The organism is Marinobacter sp. CHS3-4, from assembly GCF_030053415.1.
Taxonomy (GTDB): Bacteria; Pseudomonadota; Gammaproteobacteria; order Pseudomonadales; family Oleiphilaceae; genus Marinobacter.
This window is the reverse complement of sequence record NZ_JASGBJ010000002.1, coordinates 1,208,799-1,226,778: the sequence shown is the minus strand read 5'-3', so window position 1 is coordinate 1,226,778 and position 17,980 is coordinate 1,208,799. Positions and strand designations below refer to the sequence as shown.

At 57.0% G+C, this 17,980-nt stretch carries 15 protein-coding genes; 14 read left to right on the top strand and 1 reads right to left on the bottom strand.

Annotated features, from left to right (window positions below):
* Window positions 1-11 precede the first annotated feature (11 nt).
* The 9 genes from murD (at window position 12) to lpxC (ending at window position 10,553) form a co-directional block, all read left to right on the top strand.
* Window positions 12-1,352, top strand: a complete 1,341-nt coding sequence (gene murD / locus QLQ17_RS13565) for a UDP-N-acetylmuramoyl-L-alanine--D-glutamate ligase (RefSeq protein ID WP_283210110.1) — start codon at window positions 12-14, stop codon at window positions 1,350-1,352.
* Window positions 1,352-2,554, top strand: coding sequence for a putative lipid II flippase FtsW (gene ftsW, locus QLQ17_RS13560; protein ID WP_283210109.1), 1,203 nt, complete (start codon window positions 1,352-1,354; stop codon window positions 2,552-2,554). Before murD ends, ftsW begins: the two co-directional genes overlap by 1 nt.
* The gene (gene murG, locus QLQ17_RS13555) at window positions 2,547-3,632 is read left to right on the top strand and encodes an undecaprenyldiphospho-muramoylpentapeptide beta-N-acetylglucosaminyltransferase (protein WP_283210108.1); all 1,086 of its coding nucleotides are present in this window, start codon (window positions 2,547-2,549) and stop codon (window positions 3,630-3,632) included. The genes ftsW and murG overlap by 8 nt, the downstream gene beginning before the upstream one ends.
* Window positions 3,625-5,070 carry a UDP-N-acetylmuramate--L-alanine ligase gene (gene murC / locus QLQ17_RS13550; RefSeq protein ID WP_283210107.1) on the top strand — a complete coding sequence of 482 codons (1,446 nt, stop codon included), beginning with the start codon at window positions 3,625-3,627 and terminating at the stop codon, window positions 5,068-5,070. Before murG ends, murC begins: the two co-directional genes overlap by 8 nt.
* Window positions 5,063-6,052 (top strand): D-alanine--D-alanine ligase, encoded by a 990-nt coding sequence (locus QLQ17_RS13545; protein ID WP_283210106.1) that lies wholly within the window; start codon window positions 5,063-5,065, stop codon window positions 6,050-6,052. The genes murC and QLQ17_RS13545 overlap by 8 nt, the downstream gene beginning before the upstream one ends.
* A complete protein-coding gene (locus QLQ17_RS13540; protein WP_283210105.1) occupies window positions 6,045-6,884 on the top strand; it encodes a cell division protein FtsQ/DivIB in 840 nt (279 codons plus the stop codon). The genes QLQ17_RS13545 and QLQ17_RS13540 overlap by 8 nt, the downstream gene beginning before the upstream one ends.
* Window positions 6,885-6,920: 36 nt before the next feature.
* The gene (gene ftsA / locus QLQ17_RS13535) at window positions 6,921-8,156 is read left to right on the top strand and encodes a cell division protein FtsA (RefSeq protein WP_283210104.1); all 1,236 of its coding nucleotides are present in this window, start codon (window positions 6,921-6,923) and stop codon (window positions 8,154-8,156) included.
* Between the two features lie 130 nt (window positions 8,157-8,286).
* The gene (ftsZ, locus tag QLQ17_RS13530; RefSeq protein WP_283210103.1) at window positions 8,287-9,444 is read left to right on the top strand and encodes a cell division protein FtsZ; all 1,158 of its coding nucleotides are present in this window, start codon (window positions 8,287-8,289) and stop codon (window positions 9,442-9,444) included.
* A 194-nt stretch (window positions 9,445-9,638) separates the two neighbouring features.
* The gene (gene lpxC, locus QLQ17_RS13525; protein WP_283210102.1) at window positions 9,639-10,553 is read left to right on the top strand and encodes a UDP-3-O-acyl-N-acetylglucosamine deacetylase; all 915 of its coding nucleotides are present in this window, start codon (window positions 9,639-9,641) and stop codon (window positions 10,551-10,553) included.
* Window positions 10,554-10,564: 11 nt separating this feature from the next.
* On the opposite strand, the gene QLQ17_RS13520 is transcribed toward lpxC, so the two are convergent.
* Complete coding sequence (locus tag QLQ17_RS13520) at window positions 10,565-11,011, bottom strand: DciA family protein (protein WP_283210101.1); 447 nt, start codon at window positions 11,009-11,011, stop codon at window positions 10,565-10,567.
* Between the two features lie 337 nt (window positions 11,012-11,348).
* Between QLQ17_RS13520 and QLQ17_RS13515 the strand changes: the two genes are divergently transcribed.
* From QLQ17_RS13515 to moaC, 5 genes are all read left to right on the top strand, one after another.
* Entirely contained in the window at window positions 11,349-12,284 is a 936-nt protein-coding gene (locus QLQ17_RS13515; RefSeq protein WP_283210100.1) for a peptidoglycan DD-metalloendopeptidase family protein, read from the top strand.
* A gap of 175 nt (window positions 12,285-12,459) precedes the next feature.
* Window positions 12,460-15,210 carry a preprotein translocase subunit SecA gene (secA, locus tag QLQ17_RS13510; RefSeq protein ID WP_283210099.1) on the top strand — a complete coding sequence of 917 codons (2,751 nt, stop codon included), beginning with the start codon at window positions 12,460-12,462 and terminating at the stop codon, window positions 15,208-15,210.
* A gap of 2 nt (window positions 15,211-15,212) precedes the next feature.
* Window positions 15,213-16,430, top strand: a complete 1,218-nt coding sequence (gene argJ / locus QLQ17_RS13505) for a bifunctional glutamate N-acetyltransferase/amino-acid acetyltransferase ArgJ (RefSeq protein ID WP_283210098.1) — start codon at window positions 15,213-15,215, stop codon at window positions 16,428-16,430.
* Window positions 16,431-16,432: 2 nt separating this feature from the next.
* Window positions 16,433-17,407 (top strand): Nudix family hydrolase, encoded by a 975-nt coding sequence (locus QLQ17_RS13500; protein ID WP_283210097.1) that lies wholly within the window; start codon window positions 16,433-16,435, stop codon window positions 17,405-17,407.
* A 33-nt stretch (window positions 17,408-17,440) separates the two neighbouring features.
* Window positions 17,441-17,929 (top strand): cyclic pyranopterin monophosphate synthase MoaC, encoded by a 489-nt coding sequence (gene moaC, locus QLQ17_RS13495; protein WP_283210096.1) that lies wholly within the window; start codon window positions 17,441-17,443, stop codon window positions 17,927-17,929.
* Window positions 17,930-17,980 lie beyond the last annotated feature (51 nt).

Below are 17,980 nucleotides of genomic sequence, written 5' to 3'. Positions count from 1 at the left end.
ACGCTATCGCCATGAGTGTGATCGCTTCAGATCGTCGAACGCTGGTTGTGGGACTCGGTGCTACCGGGCTCTCCTGCGTTCGCTATCTGTCTGGAAAAGATCGCGATCTGGCCGTGGCGGATAGCAGAGCCCAGCCGCCGGGTCTGCAGGAGCTGCGCGACCAGTTCCCGGACATGCCGATCTATCTCGGTGAATTTGATGCTGACACCTTTGCCGGGTTCAACGAACTCGTTGTAAGCCCCGGCATCAGCATCGCCGAGCCAGCGATCCGTCACGCCGCACATCAAGGTGCGACAATTCGCGGCGACATCGACTTGTTTGCTGAAGCGGCAGATGCGCCGATCATTGCCATCACTGGTTCCAACGGTAAAACCACGGTGACCTCGCTGGTCGGCGAGATGGCAAAGGCCGCTGGTCGCAAGGTGGCCGTTGGTGGAAATATTGGCACTCCGGCTCTTGAATTGCTGGGCAAAGGCGCGGACCTCTACGTTCTGGAAGTCTCCAGTTTTCAGCTGGAAACCACCCATGAACTTAACGCGCTGGCGGCAACCGTGCTGAACGTATCGGACGACCACATGGACCGGTACGACTCCAAGATGGACTACTTCCAGGCCAAGCAGCGCATTTTCAACGGCTGCAAGAATGCCATCGTGAATCTCGATGACGCCCTGAGCACCCCCATGGCGCGCGACAATCTCAGGTTCCTGTGTTTCGGATTTTATCGGGTGAACCCGGAAACCTTCAGCACTCGCGACGACGAGCACGGCACCTGGATCACCTTCGGTTTTGACAACCTGATTCTGGCCAGCGAGCTGGGTCTGATGGGCAGCCACAACATCAGCAACGTGATGGCGGCTCTGGCGCTCGGCCATGCGGCAGGTTTTCCCATGGAGGTAATGCTGCAGACCGCCCGGGAATTCAAAGGCCTGCCTCATCGCTGCGAGTGGGTGCGACAGGTGGCAGGCGTTGACTACATCAACGATTCGAAGGGCACCAATGTCGGCGCCACGGCGGCGGCCATCCAGAGCCTGGCGCCTGACAACGGCAAAATTGTGTTGTTGGCGGGTGGTGACGGTAAAGGCGCGGATTTCTCGCCTCTGGTGGAGCCGGTTCGCACGTGTTGCCGCGCCGCTGTTCTGTTTGGGGTTGATGCCGGGCGGATGGCTGAAGCATTGGGAGATTCCATCGCGATCCACCGCGAAGATTCGCTGGCGGCCGCAGTTAGCCGAGCTGCCGATATCGCAAAGGCTGGGGATCGGGTGTTGCTGTCACCGGCCTGTGCAAGTTTCGATATGTTCCGCGACTACATGGATCGCGGTAATCAGTTTCGACAACTGGTGGAGGGGCTCTGATGCAGGCTGATATCGCCCTTAACCACCGCAACCGTTTGTTAGGCGACCTGAGCCCGCTGCCGGTACTGATTATCAGTGCCGCTGCACTACTGGTTATGGGCATCGTGATGATCTCTTCAGCCTCCATGGATATGGCGGCTGAAACCATGGGCAACGGCTACCACTACGTGATTCGACAGCTCATTTTCGCCGGTATTGGGTGTGTCTTTGCGCTGATCGCGGTGAACGTGCCCATTTCCTGGTGGGAGCGCAGCGGCTGGCTGCTGTTGGGCATCGGCCTGCTTTCCCTGTTGCTGGTGCTGACGCCGCTGGGACGCACGGTGAACGGTTCCACCCGATGGATTCCTTTTGGTTTGTTCAATGTCCAGGTATCGGAGATTGCCAAGCTTTGCCTGATTGCCTATCTGGCGGGCTATGTGGTTCGTCGCCGTGACGAGCTGCTGAATACCTGGGCTGGATTCCTGAAGCCCATCGCGGTATTGGGCGTTGCCTCTGTGCTGCTGGTCATCGAGCCAGATTTCGGAGCCACGGTGGTTCTGGTGGCTGCGGCGGCCGGGATGATTTTTCTGAGCGGCGTGCGTTTGAGCCGTTTTATGCCTCTGATTGGCGTTCTGGTTGTTCTGGGCTCTGCATTGATCGTGACCCAGCCCTATCGCCTCAAACGGGTTGTCAGCTATCTGGACCCCTGGAAGGACCAGTTTGATTCGGGCTATCAGCTGACCCAGTCCCTGATTGCTTTTGGTCGTGGTGATTGGGCGGGCACTGGTCTGGGTAATTCGGTGCAGAAGCTGTTCTATCTTCCAGAGGCCCATACGGATTTTATCTTCGCCATCATTGCCGAGGAGTTCGGTCTGTTCGGTTCCCTGATGGTTCTGGGGCTGTTCACCGCGCTGGTCCTATCCGGTTTCGTGATTGCCCGTCGGGCTGAGAAAGACGGTATGCCGTTCGCTGCTTGCTTCTCTTACGGCATCACTCTGCTGATCGGGCTGCAGGCCTGTATCAACATGTCAGTGAGTACGGGATTGTTGCCCACCAAGGGTCTTACGCTTCCGCTGATTAGCTACGGGGGTTCCAGTTTGATGATCACCGCGGTTTGCATTGGTGTTCTTGCCCGTGTGGAACTCGAGCGTGCGGATCGCGAAGCCACGGACGACAAGGAAAAGCCGTCCAAGAAATCACGGGGAGGTGCCTCGTATGGCTGATTCCCGCAGGTTTCTGATGATGGCAGGTGGCACTGGCGGCCATGTGTTCCCGGCGCTTGCGACAGCACGGTTGTTGCAGAGCAGGGGCCACGAAGTGTTCTGGCTGGGGTCTGCTGGTGGTATGGAAGAACGGTTGATCTCGGACACTGATATTCCGCTGTCGCTGATACAGGTGTCGGGCCTGCGGGGTAAGGGCGCGTTGGCGCTTGTGTTGGCGCCGTTCCGGTTGATGCGTGCCCTGGGGCAGGCGTTCACGGAGCTGCGTCGGATCCAGCCCCAATGTGTGGTGGGCATGGGTGGCTTTGTGACGGGCCCCGGTGGTGTTGCGGCCTGGCTGACCAAAACGCCTCTGGTGATTCACGAACAGAATGCCATTGCCGGAATGACAAACCGGATACTGGTGAGGTTTGCCGAGACGGTACTGGAAGCATTCCCCGGGAGCTTTGGGCCGAATGTCATTACCCGTTGCACGGGTAATCCGATACGCCAGGACCTGGCAGAGCTGCCGGATCCGGAAAAGCGTCTGGCGGGTCGGTCCGGAGCGCTTCGTTTGCTGGTCGTTGGTGGAAGTCTGGGAGCGCAGGTCTTTAATCAGACGTTGCCAAAGGCGCTGGCACTGATTCCCGAAGAACAGCGGCCAATCGTTCGCCATCAGTGTGGCGAAAAGAACATTGAAGATGCCCAGCTCGCATACCGTGAAGCGGGCATCGAGGCCAGTGTTCAGCCGTTTATCAAAGATATGGCGGAAGCCTATGAATGGGCAGATCTGGTGTTATGCAGAGCAGGGGCTTTGACGGTGTCTGAACTTTGCGTTGCCGGTGTCGGCGCTGTACTGGTGCCGTTCCCCCATGCCGTTGATGATCACCAGACTGAAAACGCCCAGCAGATGGTCAAAGCCGGGGCTGCCATTCTGGTGCCTCAACCCAAATTTACAGCGGAAGCGTTAGCCCAGACGTTGTCTGACCTGGCGCAGAACCGTAAACGAATCCTCGGGATGGCGACAGCGGCGAAATCGCTGGCCCGTCCGGACGCCACGGAGAGAGTTGTGAACTATTGCCTGGAGGCTGCCCATGGCTGAGCCGACGAATCCACCATTGGTGTATCAGGTACCTGAAATGCGCCGCATACGGAACATACATTTCGTGGGCATTGGTGGCGCAGGAATGAGCGGTATTGCCGAGGTGCTGAAGAACCAGGGCTACGACGTGTCAGGTTCGGATATCCGCGAAAGCGCTGTGACCGATCGCTTGAAAGCCATGGATGTCTCTATCTTTATTGGCCATCAGGAAGCCAATAGCGCCGATGCTGACGTTGTGGTGGTCTCCACTGCTGTGAGCGGTGACAACCCGGAAGTGACTGCTGCCCGCAGTCGCCGGGTGCCGATTGTGCCTCGTGCGGAAATGCTGGCGGAAATCATGCGCTATCGCCACGGTATTGCGGTTGCGGGCACACACGGCAAAACCACAACGACCAGCCTGATTGCCTCTGTGCTGGGCGAAGCCGGCCTGGACCCGACCTTCGTGATCGGCGGCAAGCTTAACAGCGCAGGTACCAATGCCCAGCTCGGTGGCTCACGATATCTGGTTGCCGAAGCTGACGAGAGCGACGCGTCTTTCTTGCACCTGACACCGGTCATTTCGGTGGTCACCAATATTGAAGCGGACCACATGGACACTTATGGCGGTGATGTGGGCCGGCTGAAACAGACCTTTGTGGATTTCCTGCACAACCTTCCGTTTTACGGTGTGGCGGTGATGTGTGTGGACGATGCCTATGTTCAGGAAATCATCCCAAGGATTTCCCGGGCCATTATCACGTACGGTATTGACAACCCGGACGCCGACTACCGAGCAGAGAACATCGAATCGGATGGCCTTCGAACCCGTTTTGTGGTGCGCCGCCCAGGTGATCGCTCGAATCTGGACGTCGAGCTAAAAATGCCGGGCAGACACAATGTCCTGAATGCGCTGGCTGCTATTGCGGTTGCCACGGATGAAGGCGTGGAGGATGCCGCCATCTGTCGTGGATTGGCCGGATTCGCGGGCGTTGGACGTCGATTTCAGGTTTACGGTGATTATGAAACGCGCAAGGGAACCATCACCCTTATAGACGATTACGGCCATCATCCCACCGAGGTAGAGGCCGTGATTCGCGCCGCGCGGGATGCCTGGCCAGACCGTCGTCTTGTCATGCTCTATCAACCCCACCGATATTCCCGCACCCGAGACCTTTACGAAGATTTTGTCAGAGTGCTTTCGGAAGTCGATGGCCTGCTGTTGATGGATGTTTACTCTGCCGGCGAACCTGCCATTCCGGGTGCCGATGGCCGCGCATTGTGTCGCAGCATTCGTCAGCGCGGGAATGTCGAACCCATCTTTGTGGAAGACAACAGCGAAATTGAACACCTGTTGGGCAATACCCTGCAGGATGGCGACCTGCTGATTACCCAGGGCGCCGGCGATATTGGTGGTGTCGCTGCCCGACTGGGCGCCGCGGGGGTGATTGCTGATGAGTGACAAACGCATGGATATTCCGGCCTATCAGGCAGATCCGGCCACAGTGAAAGCGCTGGGTCGCGTAGCTGTCTTTATGGGGGGCGATTCTGCCGAGCGGGAAGTTTCTCTTAAAAGTGGTCAGGCAGTGCTTTCATCTCTGCTTTCGGCAGGCGTGGACGCTTACGCTGTGGATGTTCAGGGATGTCTGCTGCGCACCGTGGATAATCCGGAATTCGATCGGGTATTTATTGCCCTGCACGGCCGCGGCGGAGAAGACGGCACCCTTCAGGCGATTCTTTCTCAGGCCGGCATTCCCTATACCGGCAGTGAGATGATGGCTTCGGCTCTGGCCATGGATAAGTTGCGAACCAAGTACGTCCTGGAAGGCTGCAATCTCCCGACGCCTCGCTTCAGCGCCATGGGGTCAGAGGCCGATGCGGACCGAATCCTGCTGACATTGCGCCCGCCTCTGGGAGTCAAACCATCCCACGAAGGATCGAGTATTGGCATTCGCAAAGTGACTAATCGGGATGAGTTGCTGTCTGCCTATCGGGAAGCTGCCGCCCTGGACCCTCTGGTGCTGGTCGAGGAATGGGTTGAAGGCCCGGAATTTACGGTCAGCCTGCTTCAGGACGAGGCGCTGCCGGCGATTGGTCTGAGCACTGACCACGCCTTCTATGACTATGAAGCCAAATATCTGGCTGATGACACTCGCTACCAGATCCCGTGCGGATTGGACCCGGAGTCAGAGCTAAAGCTCCAGCATCTTGCATTGGATGCATTCCGCGTTCTGGGCTGTCGCACCTGGGGGCGGGTTGACGTCATGCAGGACGCCGCCGGTGACTTCTGGCTGTTGGAAGTCAATACGGTGCCGGGCATGACCGACCACAGTCTGGTGCCGATGGCGGCAAGAGCGGCAGGCATCAGCTTTGAAGAATTGGTGGTTCGGATTCTGGAAGACACGCTCGAACCCGCTGACGCTCAGGAGGCCGCCGATGATTAGAAGCATCCTGATCAAGAGTCGGCCCATTCCGTCCGATCCGCCGAGGCGTCGTGGAGCGACATCGCTGGAAACCTCGCCTAGCCGTTTTCAGCTGTTCAAGGCCATTCTGGCTGCAGTGCCCTGGAGTCAGGTGGTGATTGGCGCAGCCATTGTATTGCTCGCTGCGCTGGTGCCCTGGGGCACGGGCCAGGTGCTCAGCGCCATGGATCGCCAGGTGATGGCTATCGACATCACCGGTGACCTGGTTGGAGAAAGCCGGGTCGCGCTTGAACGCAGTGCGGGACAGTGGGTCGGCCGCAGTTTCTTTGCGACTGATCTGTCCGACGTGAAGGAAAAACTGGAGCAGCGTCCCTGGGTGGAAACAGCCGCCGTGAAACGCGTCTGGCCAGACCGGCTGGCCATAGAGGTTCGTGAGAAAAAGCCTCTGGCCTATTGGAGTGATGGTCGTTTGGTGAGCCGTGCGGGCGAAGTGTTTGCACCGCCTAACCCGGAAGTGGCGGGCAAGCTGCCCATGCTTTCCGGCCCGGACGAACGCGTGATGGAAGTGATTCGCATGGCTCAGACAATGTCGGACACCCTGGCGGAATACGAGCTGGGTTTTGCAGGTTTGAGCCTTGAACAGCGTGGTGCCTGGACTCTGACACTTTCCAACGGCATCGAAGTGGTGTTGGGGCGAGATCAGGTGAATGAGCGGTTTGACCGGTTCGTGACGGTTTACCAGGAACGATTGGTATCGCGGGCCAGTGAAGTAAAACGAGTAGATGCACGCTACAGCAACGGGGTAGCGGTGAAATGGAAGCTGGACGAAGCGGTTTCTGGCAAGAATTCATAGCAACGAATAATTCAGACCTACGGTTTGGTGGTACGCATGTCATCGGTTGAAACGGAAAACATGATTGTCGGCCTCGATATCGGAACTTCGAAAGTGGTTGCGATTGTCGGCAAACGAAAAATGGATGGGACCATCGAGGTGGTGGGCATCGGATCGCACCCGTCCCGTGGGCTAAAGCGTGGTGTGGTCGTCAATATCGAGACCACGGTTCAGGCCATTCAGCGGGCGGTGGAAGAAGCCGAGCTGATGGCCGGTTGCCGCATTCACTCAGTGTACGCGGGCATAGCCGGCAGCCACATCAAGAGCTTGAACTCCCACGGGATCGTGGCCATTCGCGATCGTGAAGTCACCCAGGCGGACATCGACCGGGTGATCGATGCGGCGCAGGCCGTTGCTATCCCGGCGGATCAGAAGATTCTTCATATTCTGCCGCAAGAGTTTGTGATCGACAGCCAGGAGGGCATCAAGGAGCCAATGGGCATGTCCGGGGTGCGCCTGGAAGCCAAGGTGCATCTGGTGACCTGCGCGGTGAATGCGGCACAGAACATTGAAAAATGCGTGAAGCGATGTGGCCTGGAAGTAGATGACATCATTCTGGAACAGCTGGCTTCCAGTCACGCCATTCTCACGGAAGACGAGAAAGAGCTTGGTGTCTGCGTGGTGGATATCGGTGGTGGCACTACTGACATTGCGGTGTTTACCGGCGGTGCTATTCGTCACACCGCGGTGATACCGATTGCCGGCGATCAGGTGACCAACGACATCGCCATGGCACTGCGGACACCCACGCAGAACGCTGAAGAGATCAAGATCAAGTATGCCTGCGCCCTGACTCAGCTCGCCGGCGCGGAAGAAACCATCAAGGTGCCCAGCGTGGGCGACCGGGCGCCGCGGGATTTGTCCCGCCAGGCCCTGGCCGAGGTGGTGGAGCCGCGTTACGAGGAGCTGTTCACTCTGGTGCAGTCGGAATTGCGTCGCTCGGGGTTTGAGGATCTGATCCCGGCGGGCATCGTCATTACCGGCGGCTCCTCCACCATGGAAGGGGTGGTGGAGCTGGCCGAGGAAATCTTCCACATGCCGGTGAGGCTGGCCTGTCCGCAGGCGGTTTCCGGCATGACGGAAGTGGTCAACAACCCGATCTACGCCACAGGCGTCGGGTTGCTGATTCATGGCTTCCGCCAAATGGATCTTGGCAGGGCGCCTGCGCTCAAAGGTGAGGATGCTCCCTCACTGATTGAGCGTATGAAGGCCTGGTTTACCGGTCAGTTCTGACCGGCAGTCCAGGGTAAGGCGTATCGGTAGCAGCTTGTCTGCGACGGGTATGTGAAAAGTTCTCGAACCATAAAATCTCGAAAAAATCGGTTTCACAAGAAAGCCGAACACAGCACGAAGGAGTAGGGGAATGTTTGAACTCGTCGATAATGTGCAGCAAAACGCTGTCATCAAAGTAGTTGGCGTTGGCGGTGGTGGCGGCAATGCCGTTCGTCACATGCTCAACAGTGACATTGAAGGTGTGGACTTTATCTGCGCCAACACAGACGCACAGGCCCTGACGGACCTGGACGCGCGCCAGATCATCCAGCTGGGTGGCAATATCACCAAGGGGCTGGGCGCTGGTGCCAATCCGGAAGTCGGTCGTCAGTCGGCACTGGAAGATCGCGACCGTATTGCCGAATCCCTCAAGGGCGCGGATATGGTCTTTATTACCGCCGGCATGGGCGGTGGCACAGGCACAGGGGCCGCGCCGGTTGTTGCAGAAGTGGCTCGCGAAATGGGCATCCTGACGGTCGCCGTCGTTACCAAACCGTTTATGTTCGAAGGCGGCAAGCGCATGAGCGTGGCCGAAGAAGGCCTCAAGGAGCTTGAAGAAACTGTCGACTCGCTGATCACTATTCCGAACGAAAAACTGTTGGCGGTCATGGGCAAGAAGACCAGCCTGCTGGATGCGTTCGGCTCAGCCAACGACGTTCTGCTGGGTGCGGTTCAGGGTATCGCGGATCTGATCACCCGGAACGGCATGATCAACGTCGACTTCGCCGACGTGAAAACCGTAATGTCGGAAATGGGCAATGCAATGATGGGCACCGCTCGCGCCACTGGCGAGAACCGTGCGCGGGAAGCCGCCGAAGCCGCCGTGCGCAGCCCACTGTTGGAAGACATCAACCTGCAGGGCGCCAAGGGCATCCTGGTCAACATTACTGCGGGTATGGACCTCAACCTGGGCGAGTTCTCCGAGGTTGGCGACATTGTGCGTGAGTTCGCCTCCGACTCTGCAACTGTTGTGGTCGGTACGGTGATTGATCCGGAAATGACGGATGAGCTGAAAGTAACCGTTGTTGCCACTGGACTGGGTGGTGATCGTGAGAAGCCAACCAAGGTGGTGGATAACACCCGGACGCTGGATGGCACCACGGATTACAACCAGCTGGATCGCCCGGCAGTACTGCGTCGTCGCGCCGTTTCACACGGTAACGTAGCGATTGACCAGAGTAAGGAAAGTGAGGAACAAGGTGTGGACTATCTCGATATTCCCGCATTCCTCCGTCGTCAGGCCGACTGATAGAGTCTTGCAATCGTTTAGTCAGGCATGGTTGTCCGACTAAATAACGAATGTAACCTAATTTCAGTTGGCGAATGCCGTGGCCAAGACTTTTCTAAAAATTGGTTAAATGGTATTCAGTCTGGCTTTCTGATATTCTCGGGGCATATCTTTGCCCAGTTTATATCGCTTATTTGTGACGGAAATATGTACCAATGATCAGACAACGGACACTTAAAAACACCATCCGGGCCACCGGTGTGGGTCTTCACTCAGGTGAAAAAGTATACCTGACGTTGAAACCTGCTCCGGTAGAGACCGGAATTGTTTTCCGCCGTACTGACCTTGATCCGGTGGTCGAGATCCAGGCACGTGCCGAAAACGTGGGTGAGACCATGCTCTCGACGACACTGTTGAAGGATGGTGTCCGGGTGGCGACAGTCGAGCATTTGTTGTCAGCCATGGCTGGTCTCGGGATTGATAACTGCTACGTGGAACTCAGCGCCGCAGAAGTGCCCATCATGGATGGGTCTGCAGGTCCGTTTGTGTTCCTGCTTCAGTCGGCGGGCATTGCCGAGCAGGAAGCAGCCAAGAAATTCATCCGCATCAAGCGTGAAGTAACGATCGAAGAAGATGGCAAGAAAGCCACCCTGCTGCCTTTTGAAGGCTTCAAGGTGAGTTTTGGCATCGACTTTGATCACCCGGTGTTCAAGGGTCGTGCTCAGACGGCGACGGTTGATTTCTCAAGCACATCGTTTGTGAAAGAAGTCAGCCGTGCTCGCACGTTCGGCTTCATGAAAGACATCGAGCAGTTGCGGGCGATGAATCTGGCCCTGGGGGGCAGTGTGGATAACGCCATTGTCGTTGACGACTACAAGATCCTTAACGAGGACGGTCTTCGCTACGACGACGAGTTTGTTAAGCACAAGGTTCTGGACGCCATTGGCGATCTTTACCAGCTTGGCAACAGCCTGATTGGCGAGTTCCGCGGCATCAAATCCGGTCACGACCTGAACAACAAGCTGCTGCGTAAGCTGCGGGCGGAAGAGGATTCCTGGGAAGTGGTTACCTTCGATGACGAGGCCACTGCTCCCATTTCCTATATGAAACCTGTGCTGGCGGCGGGCTGAAGCGGGAAACTTCAGTCCCTGACGTGGCTTGCGAGTTTTTCGAGAACCTCGCGTAATTGTTGATCCTTCGTGTGCCCGGCTTCCTCTTTGAGGAGCCGGGCATTTTCGTTACTGAGCGGGGTGATTTTTGCTGTGGGTTTGTCCTGATAGCGGGGCGGTACCACCTTTACCTTCAGTTTCCAGACAAACCGGAACAGTTCGTTTTCTCTTATGGCTGCCATGATTTCGTGCTGTCGGAAACGAATCTGGCTGGCTTTTGCGGCGCTTTCTGCCGCGATCACAAGCTCTCCTTCCTTGCAGCTCACGAAACGGCTACCTTTGGCAAGATTGGGCGGTAATGCCTCGATAACCTGTTGTTCTGCCAGTGAATGCTGGTCAGCTTTGGCCATCAGTTCCCGCAGCGTGCTGGCGGGACTGAAGCTATCCGGTGTTAATTCAAGATCGCTCTTTTTCTTCATGCCAGTCTCTGAGAGTCGTAATAGCCGGTAGGTAGTTCTCGACGGCAACGGTTACGATTGGTTACACTTCAATACGGTTAAGCAGCGACGCCTGTATTACACTCGTTTTACATTGTCCGGCGCGTGCATGTCTACGGGCGGCTGCTACTTTAGATGGACGTAGTCGTTGCAAAGGATGGCACGCGCGTTTTCGGACGCGGTCACTGCTGCCCATGATTGAGTAGTCGGAGAGGAACTCCGCAATCTGGCAAAGGATGCCCAAAGCAGGGCCGGTCAGATAACTCAGGGCGCAACACTACAGGACAAGGTTGCGCCCCTCATGACATCAGATAGCTCTATGAACATTATTCTTGTTGGCAAGCGCCACGGGAAATCACGCGCATTACCCATCAACGCACCAATTGCTATCGGTGTGTCTCTGTTCTTCATTGCTTTGCTGGCAACCGCTGTGTGGTCTGGCTATTCGATGGCGGTGAGCGACGTGAAAGAGCAGTCTCCGTCTGAGGCAGAGCTCGTTTCCCAGTGGCAATCAAAACTTGATTCCCAGAAAGCCGAACTTGAGCAGGTTCGCCAGAACGTTCGTCAGCAGGTGGATGCGTTGACGTTGCGATTGGGTGAGATGCAGAGCCGTTTGCTTCGTCTGGATGCCCTGGGGCAGCGTTTCGTTGAAACTGGCGTTGTGGCCAGTGATGAATTTGATTTCAGTCAGCCTGCTGCCGTTGGTGGCCCGGAAGACGGTATTTCCGGCGAGTCTTTCACTGCGCCTCAGTTGACTGACATGATAGACAGCCTGGCTCTCCGTATTGAAGACCGGGAGCACCAGCTGCGCATGCTGGATATCGTATCGTCCCAGAAGAAGCTGGAAGACGAGCTTTATGTTGAAGGTCGGCCCATCACCTGGGGTTGGCTGTCTTCCAAGTACGGGTACCGCTCAGATCCCTTTACGGGCAAGCGGACCTGGCACGATGGTGTGGACCTTGCCGGGCGTGAAGGCAGTGACATCATTTCAGTAGCGGCAGGTGTCGTGACATTTGCCGGCGAACGCTATGGTTACGGCAACCTCGTGGAAGTTGACCACGGCGATGGCCTGCTGACCCGTTACGCCCATGCCAAGAGCATTGACGTAAACGTTGGGGATGTAATCCAGAAGGGTCAGGTTGTGGCTGCCATGGGCAGCACAGGGCGCTCTACTGGTCCGCACGTTCATTTTGAAGTGCTGGAAAACGGCAAGTCCAAAAACCCTGAGACCTACATCCGTCGCGCCAGCCGCTGATCTGTCTATTTCTCGATCTTTTCTTGCCCTTTGTCTCTGGGGCCATCCGGCCCCGCTGCATTCCCCTGATTTAGCGCCTTGACTGAGTCAGGCTTCTGAGAAGCCTGACTTTTGTACTCTTGCGAAATAAGGTTAGAATGCCGCTTCCTCCGATTAATCAAAGAAGCAGTGGTCTATGTTCACGAAGCTTGCAACTAAGATGTTTGGCAGTAAGAACGCCAGGGAAATCAAGCGTATGCGCAAAACCGTCTCGCGCATCAACGAACTTGAAGAACAGTACGGCAATCTGTCAGACACCGAATTGCAGGGTAAAACCGCCGAATTCCGACGTCGCTATGAAGAAGGCGAAACGCTGGACCAACTGCTTCCGGAAGCCTTCGCCACAGCGCGTGAGGGTGCTCGCCGCGTCATGGGGATGCGCCACTACGATGTGCAGATGATAGGTGGTATTACCCTGCACGAAGGCCGTATTGCCGAAATGAAGACCGGCGAAGGCAAAACTCTGGTGGCGACCCTGGCCGTCTACCTCAACGCTCTGACCGGCAAGGGCGTGCATCTGGTTACCGTCAACGATTACCTGGCTCGTCGTGACGCAGAGTGGATGGGCAAGCTTTACCGCTTCCTGGGCCTGCAGGTCGGGGTTGTGGCCTCCGGTCAGCCGCCCGAAGAGAAGCGCGCAGCTTATCAGGCAGATATTACCTACGGTACCAACAACGAATTCGGTTTCGACTACCTTCGTGACAACATGGCCTTCAGCACGGAAGACAAGGTCCAGCGGGGTCTGCATTTCGCCATCGTCGATGAAGTCGACTCCATCCTGATCGACGAGGCCCGGACACCGCTGATCATTTCCGGTGCGGCAGAAGACAGCTCCAAACTCTACAAGGCCATTAATGAGTTGGTGCCGAAGCTGACCAAGGGCGAAGTGAAAGAGGATGAGGAAGGTGAGCCGGACGGTGATTTCACCATTGATGAAAAATCTCGCCAGGCTGAACTGACTGAAGCCGGCCACGAGCGGGTTGAAGATCTGTTGCGCAGCATGGAGTTGCTACGCGAGGATGAAAGCCTGTATTCGGCGGCAAACCTTAGCCTGTTGCATCACGTTCATTCAGCGCTTCGCGCCCACCACCTGTTCCAGAAAGATGTGGATTACATTGTCCAGGGCGATCAGGTCGTCATCGTTGACGAACACACCGGCCGCACCATGCCCGGCCGTCGCTGGAGTGAAGGCCTGCATCAGGCCATTGAGGCCAAAGAAGGGGTGCGAATCCAGGCGGAAAGCCAGACTCTGGCGTCTACCACCTTCCAGAATTATTTCCGCCTTTACGACAAGCTTGCCGGTATGACCGGTACCGCTGACACCGAGGCCTTCGAATTTCGCCAGATTTATGGCCTGGACGTGGTGGTGATTCCGCCCAACAAGCCGATCCAGCGTATTGATTACAACGATCTGATCTACCTGACACAGGAAGAAAAGTTCCACGCCATTATTGACGAAATCAAAGACGTCACTGCCGAAGGCCGCCCGATTCTTGTGGGCACGGCGTCAATCGAGGCGTCCGAGCTGCTGTCGATGCTGCTGAAAAAAGCTCGTATCGACCACAAGATCCTGAACGCGAAACAGCACGAAAGCGAAGCTCACATCATTGCTCAGGCAGGCCGTCCTGGCGCGGTTACCATTGCCACGAATATGGCGGGCCGGGGCACGGATATCGTGCTGGGCGGTAACTGGGAGTTTGAAGTTGCGGATATGGAAAACCCTTCCGAGGAAGAGGTTGCCCGCATCAAAGCCGAGTGGACCGAGCGGCATAACCAGGTTCTGGAAGCTGGCGGTTTGCATATCATCGGCACCGAGCGTCACGAATCCCGCCGGATCGATAATCAGCTCCGGGGCCGCGCAGGTCGTCAGGGTGACCCGGGTTCTTCAAGATTCTTCCTGTCGCTGGAAGACAATCTCATGCGTATTTTTGCGCCGGATCGGGTGAAGAGCCTGATGCAGGCCATGGGCATGAAAAAAGGCGAAGCTATTGAGCATCGCATGGTCACCAACGCCATCGAAAAGTCCCAGCGCAAGGTGGAAGGTCGTAACTTCGACATGCGTAAGACACTGCTCGAATACGACGATGTCGCGAATGACCAGCGCTCGGTTATTTACGACCAGCGCAACGAAGTGATGTCCTCCGACGATGTATCGGACATGGTTCAGACCATCCGTGAGGACGTGGTTGACCAGCTGATCAGTGAGTTTATTCCGCCCCAGAGCATGCCCGAGCAGTGGGACGTGGCAGGGTTGGAAAACCAGCTGCAGTCCGAGCTGGCGATCGACCTGCCGATCCAGAAATGGCTGGAGGAAGATTCCAAGCTTTACGAGGAGAGCCTGCGCCAACGCATTCTGGAAGCCATCGTCGCCGACTATCAGGGCAAGGAAGAGCTGGCTGGCGCCGAGTCCATGCGCAAGTTTGAAAAGCAGGTATTTCTTCAGGTTCTGGACACGCTCTGGAAAGAGCACCTGTCAAACATGGACCACCTGCGTCGTGGTATCCACCTGCGTGGCTATGCCCAGAAAAACCCCAAGCAGGAATACAAGCGCGAAGCGTTTAACCTGTTTGAAGATATGCTGGAGACCATGAAGCGCGACGTGGTCAGGGTGCTGTCCCGCGTTCGAGTGCAGAGTCGGGAAGAAATGGAAGAGGTCGAACGTCGCCGCAAGGAAGAACTCGAGCGCGAGCTCGCCCAGGCCAAGCTTCGTCACGACGAGACCAGTGCAACGGCTGAAAAAGCCGATGAAGGCGCGCAACGCAGTGGTTCCCAGCCCCAGAGCACGCCAGATACCTACGTCCGTGATGGGCGCAAAGTGGGGCGCAATGAGCCTTGCCCCTGCGGCTCTGGTAAAAAATACAAGCAGTGTCACGGCAAGGTTAGCTGATCATGGCAGTAGGCCCCGGCGCTCTGCCGACTTTCCATTCTGTTCGCGGTGTGGCTATCGGTATCGCCAGCGCCGGTATTAAGAAGCCAGGGCGTAAAGACCTGGTGGTGTTTGAGCTGGCGCCCGGCAGTCAGGTGGCGGGCATTTTTACCCAGAACCAGTTTTGCGCTGCGCCTGTGCACGTTGCCCGGCAACATCTTGGCGCCGGGCAGCCTCGCTACCTGATCATCAACACCGGTAACGCCAATGCCGGTACCGGTCGCCAGGGCATGTCAGATGCCAATGCCTGTTGCGAAGCTCTCGCGAAAGAAGCGGGCGTTCCGCCAGAGGCCGTCCTTCCTTTCTCTACTGGCGTCATCGGCGAACCTCTACCCACAGATAAGATTATCTCCGCCATGCCGGAGCTTCTGGCGAATCTGGGCGAGGATCGCTGGGAAGAAGCGGCATCCGGAATCATGACCACGGATACGCGCCCCAAAGGCTCAACCCGTCAGCTTCGTCTGGGTGAACATCTGGTCACCATTTCCGGTATCAGCAAGGGCGCCGGCATGATTCGGCCAAATATGGCCACTATGCTGGGCTTCATTGCGACAGACGCCAAGCTGTCCCCGGCGCTTTTGAATCAGTGGGCTTCGGAGCTTGGGGAGCGTTCGTTCAATCGCATTACCGTTGATGGAGATACCTCCACCAACGATGCCTGCATGTTGATGTCGACCGGGCAGTACGGTGGATCTGAAATCCACGCCGATAGCCCTCACGCCGCCGAACTGAAGGTCGCGCTTCAGGAAGTGTATCTTGAGCTGGCGCACGCCATCGTTCGCGACGCTGAAGGGGCCACCAAATTTGTCTCTATTGAAGTGAGCCACGCTGGAAGCGTAAAGGAAGCATTAGACGTCGCCTACACCGTCGCACACTCGCCATTGGTCAAGACCGCTCTGTTTGCCTCTGATCCGAACTGGGGGCGTATTCTGGCAGCGGTTGGTCGTGCCGGCATCGAAGACCTGGATCTTCAGGCGCTTGAAATCTATCTGGGTGATGTCTGCCTTGTTCGAAATGGTGGCAGGGCGGATGACTACCGTGAACAGCGTGGGCAGGCGGTGATGGACCGTGAGGACATTACCATCCACATTGACCTCAAGCGCGGCGACGTCAGTGAGACCGTCTGGACCTGCGATTTTTCTCACGATTACGTCACCATCAACGCGGAATACCGTACCTGAGCATGGCGCCGGTAGCAGAGGTTCATGTTGCCGTTGGTGTCATTCGGCGGGGAGACAAGGTGCTGATTGCCCGCCGGCCGGACCACCTCCATCAGGGGGGGCTTCTGGAGTTTCCTGGCGGCAAGCTTGAACCCGGTGAAACGGTTCAGCAGGCTCTGGTGCGAGAAACGCTCGAGGAAACGGGGCTCACCGTGTCTGCGGCTGATTTAACCCCGCTCATCGGAATTCGCCATGATTATGGCGACAAGCGCGTGTTTCTCGATGTGTGGGAGGCTTTCTCCCACTCCGGTGAGCCAGAGGGCAAGGAAGGTCAGTCGGTGGAGTGGCGATCTCCTTCGCTATTGCTGGATGAGGAATTTCCTGCCGCCAACCGTCCTATTATCCGAGCAGCCCGGTTACCGCGCCGATATGCCATCACGGGCAGCGCGAGGGATGCCGATGATTATGTCGCCAGAATCAAACGCGGCGTACCCGGCAAGTCGTCGGCGCTGTGCCTGCTTCGCGCGCCGGAGCTGGATGCGGCTTCCTACCAGGAAGTGGCAGCTCGAGTGCTTTCGGGTGAGGCGGGACATCAGAACGTCAATTGGATGCTCCATGGAAAGCCGGCACTGCTGGAAAGCTTTCCGGATGCGGCGGGTGTGCACATGCCCTGGCGCGAGGCCCAGCGCCATCGTCAAAGACCCATTGGAAGCAATCACTGGCTGGCCGTATCCTGTCACAGTGCCGATGAGATTGAGCATGCCATGAAGCTCGATGCGGACTTTATTACCCTGGGACCTGTCAGACCCACAGAGTCACACCCGGGGGCTCCGGCACTGGGGACGGAGGTGTTCAGGGATCTGATTGCCCAGTCTGCCATCGTCATTTATGGCCTGGGCGGTTTAAATATCGGAGATGAACGTGACATTGTTTCGTTGGGCGCACAGGGAATCGCCGGCATAGGTTTCTGGTGGCCTTCAGTGGCAGCCCAACAATAATGACTGACTGAATCCTGAAATCGGGAGAGCACTATGAGCAAACTCACGCACCTTGATGCCCGCGGCGAAGCCCGAATGGTAGACGTCGGTTCGAAGGCAGTCACCGAGCGTGAGGCTCAGGCCGAAGGGGTGGTGACGATGGCACCGGAAACCCTGGCGATGATCGTCGAGGGCGGACACCCAAAAGGGGACGTGCTTGCGGTGGCAAGGATCGCAGGCATCATGGCGGCCAAGAAAACTCATGAGCTGATACCCCTGTGCCATTCACTCAATCTGTCTTCGGTGAAGGTGGAGCTGGCGCCGGGGCAGGATAATAAAACCGTCGTTATCCGTTCGCGCTGTAAGCTTTCTGGCCAGACCGGCGTTGAAATGGAAGCACTGACCGCGGTCAGTGTGGCCGCTCTCACGCTTTATGATATGTGTAAGGCGGTTGATCGTGGCATGGTGATTGGAGATATTCGCCTGCTGGAAAAATCCGGGGGGCGCAGCGGCCACTGGTCTGCTTCCGACTCCACTTCGTAATCCTTTGAAACCAATAACCAGAGGATCGGGCGGTGCAGAAACTACGCCACG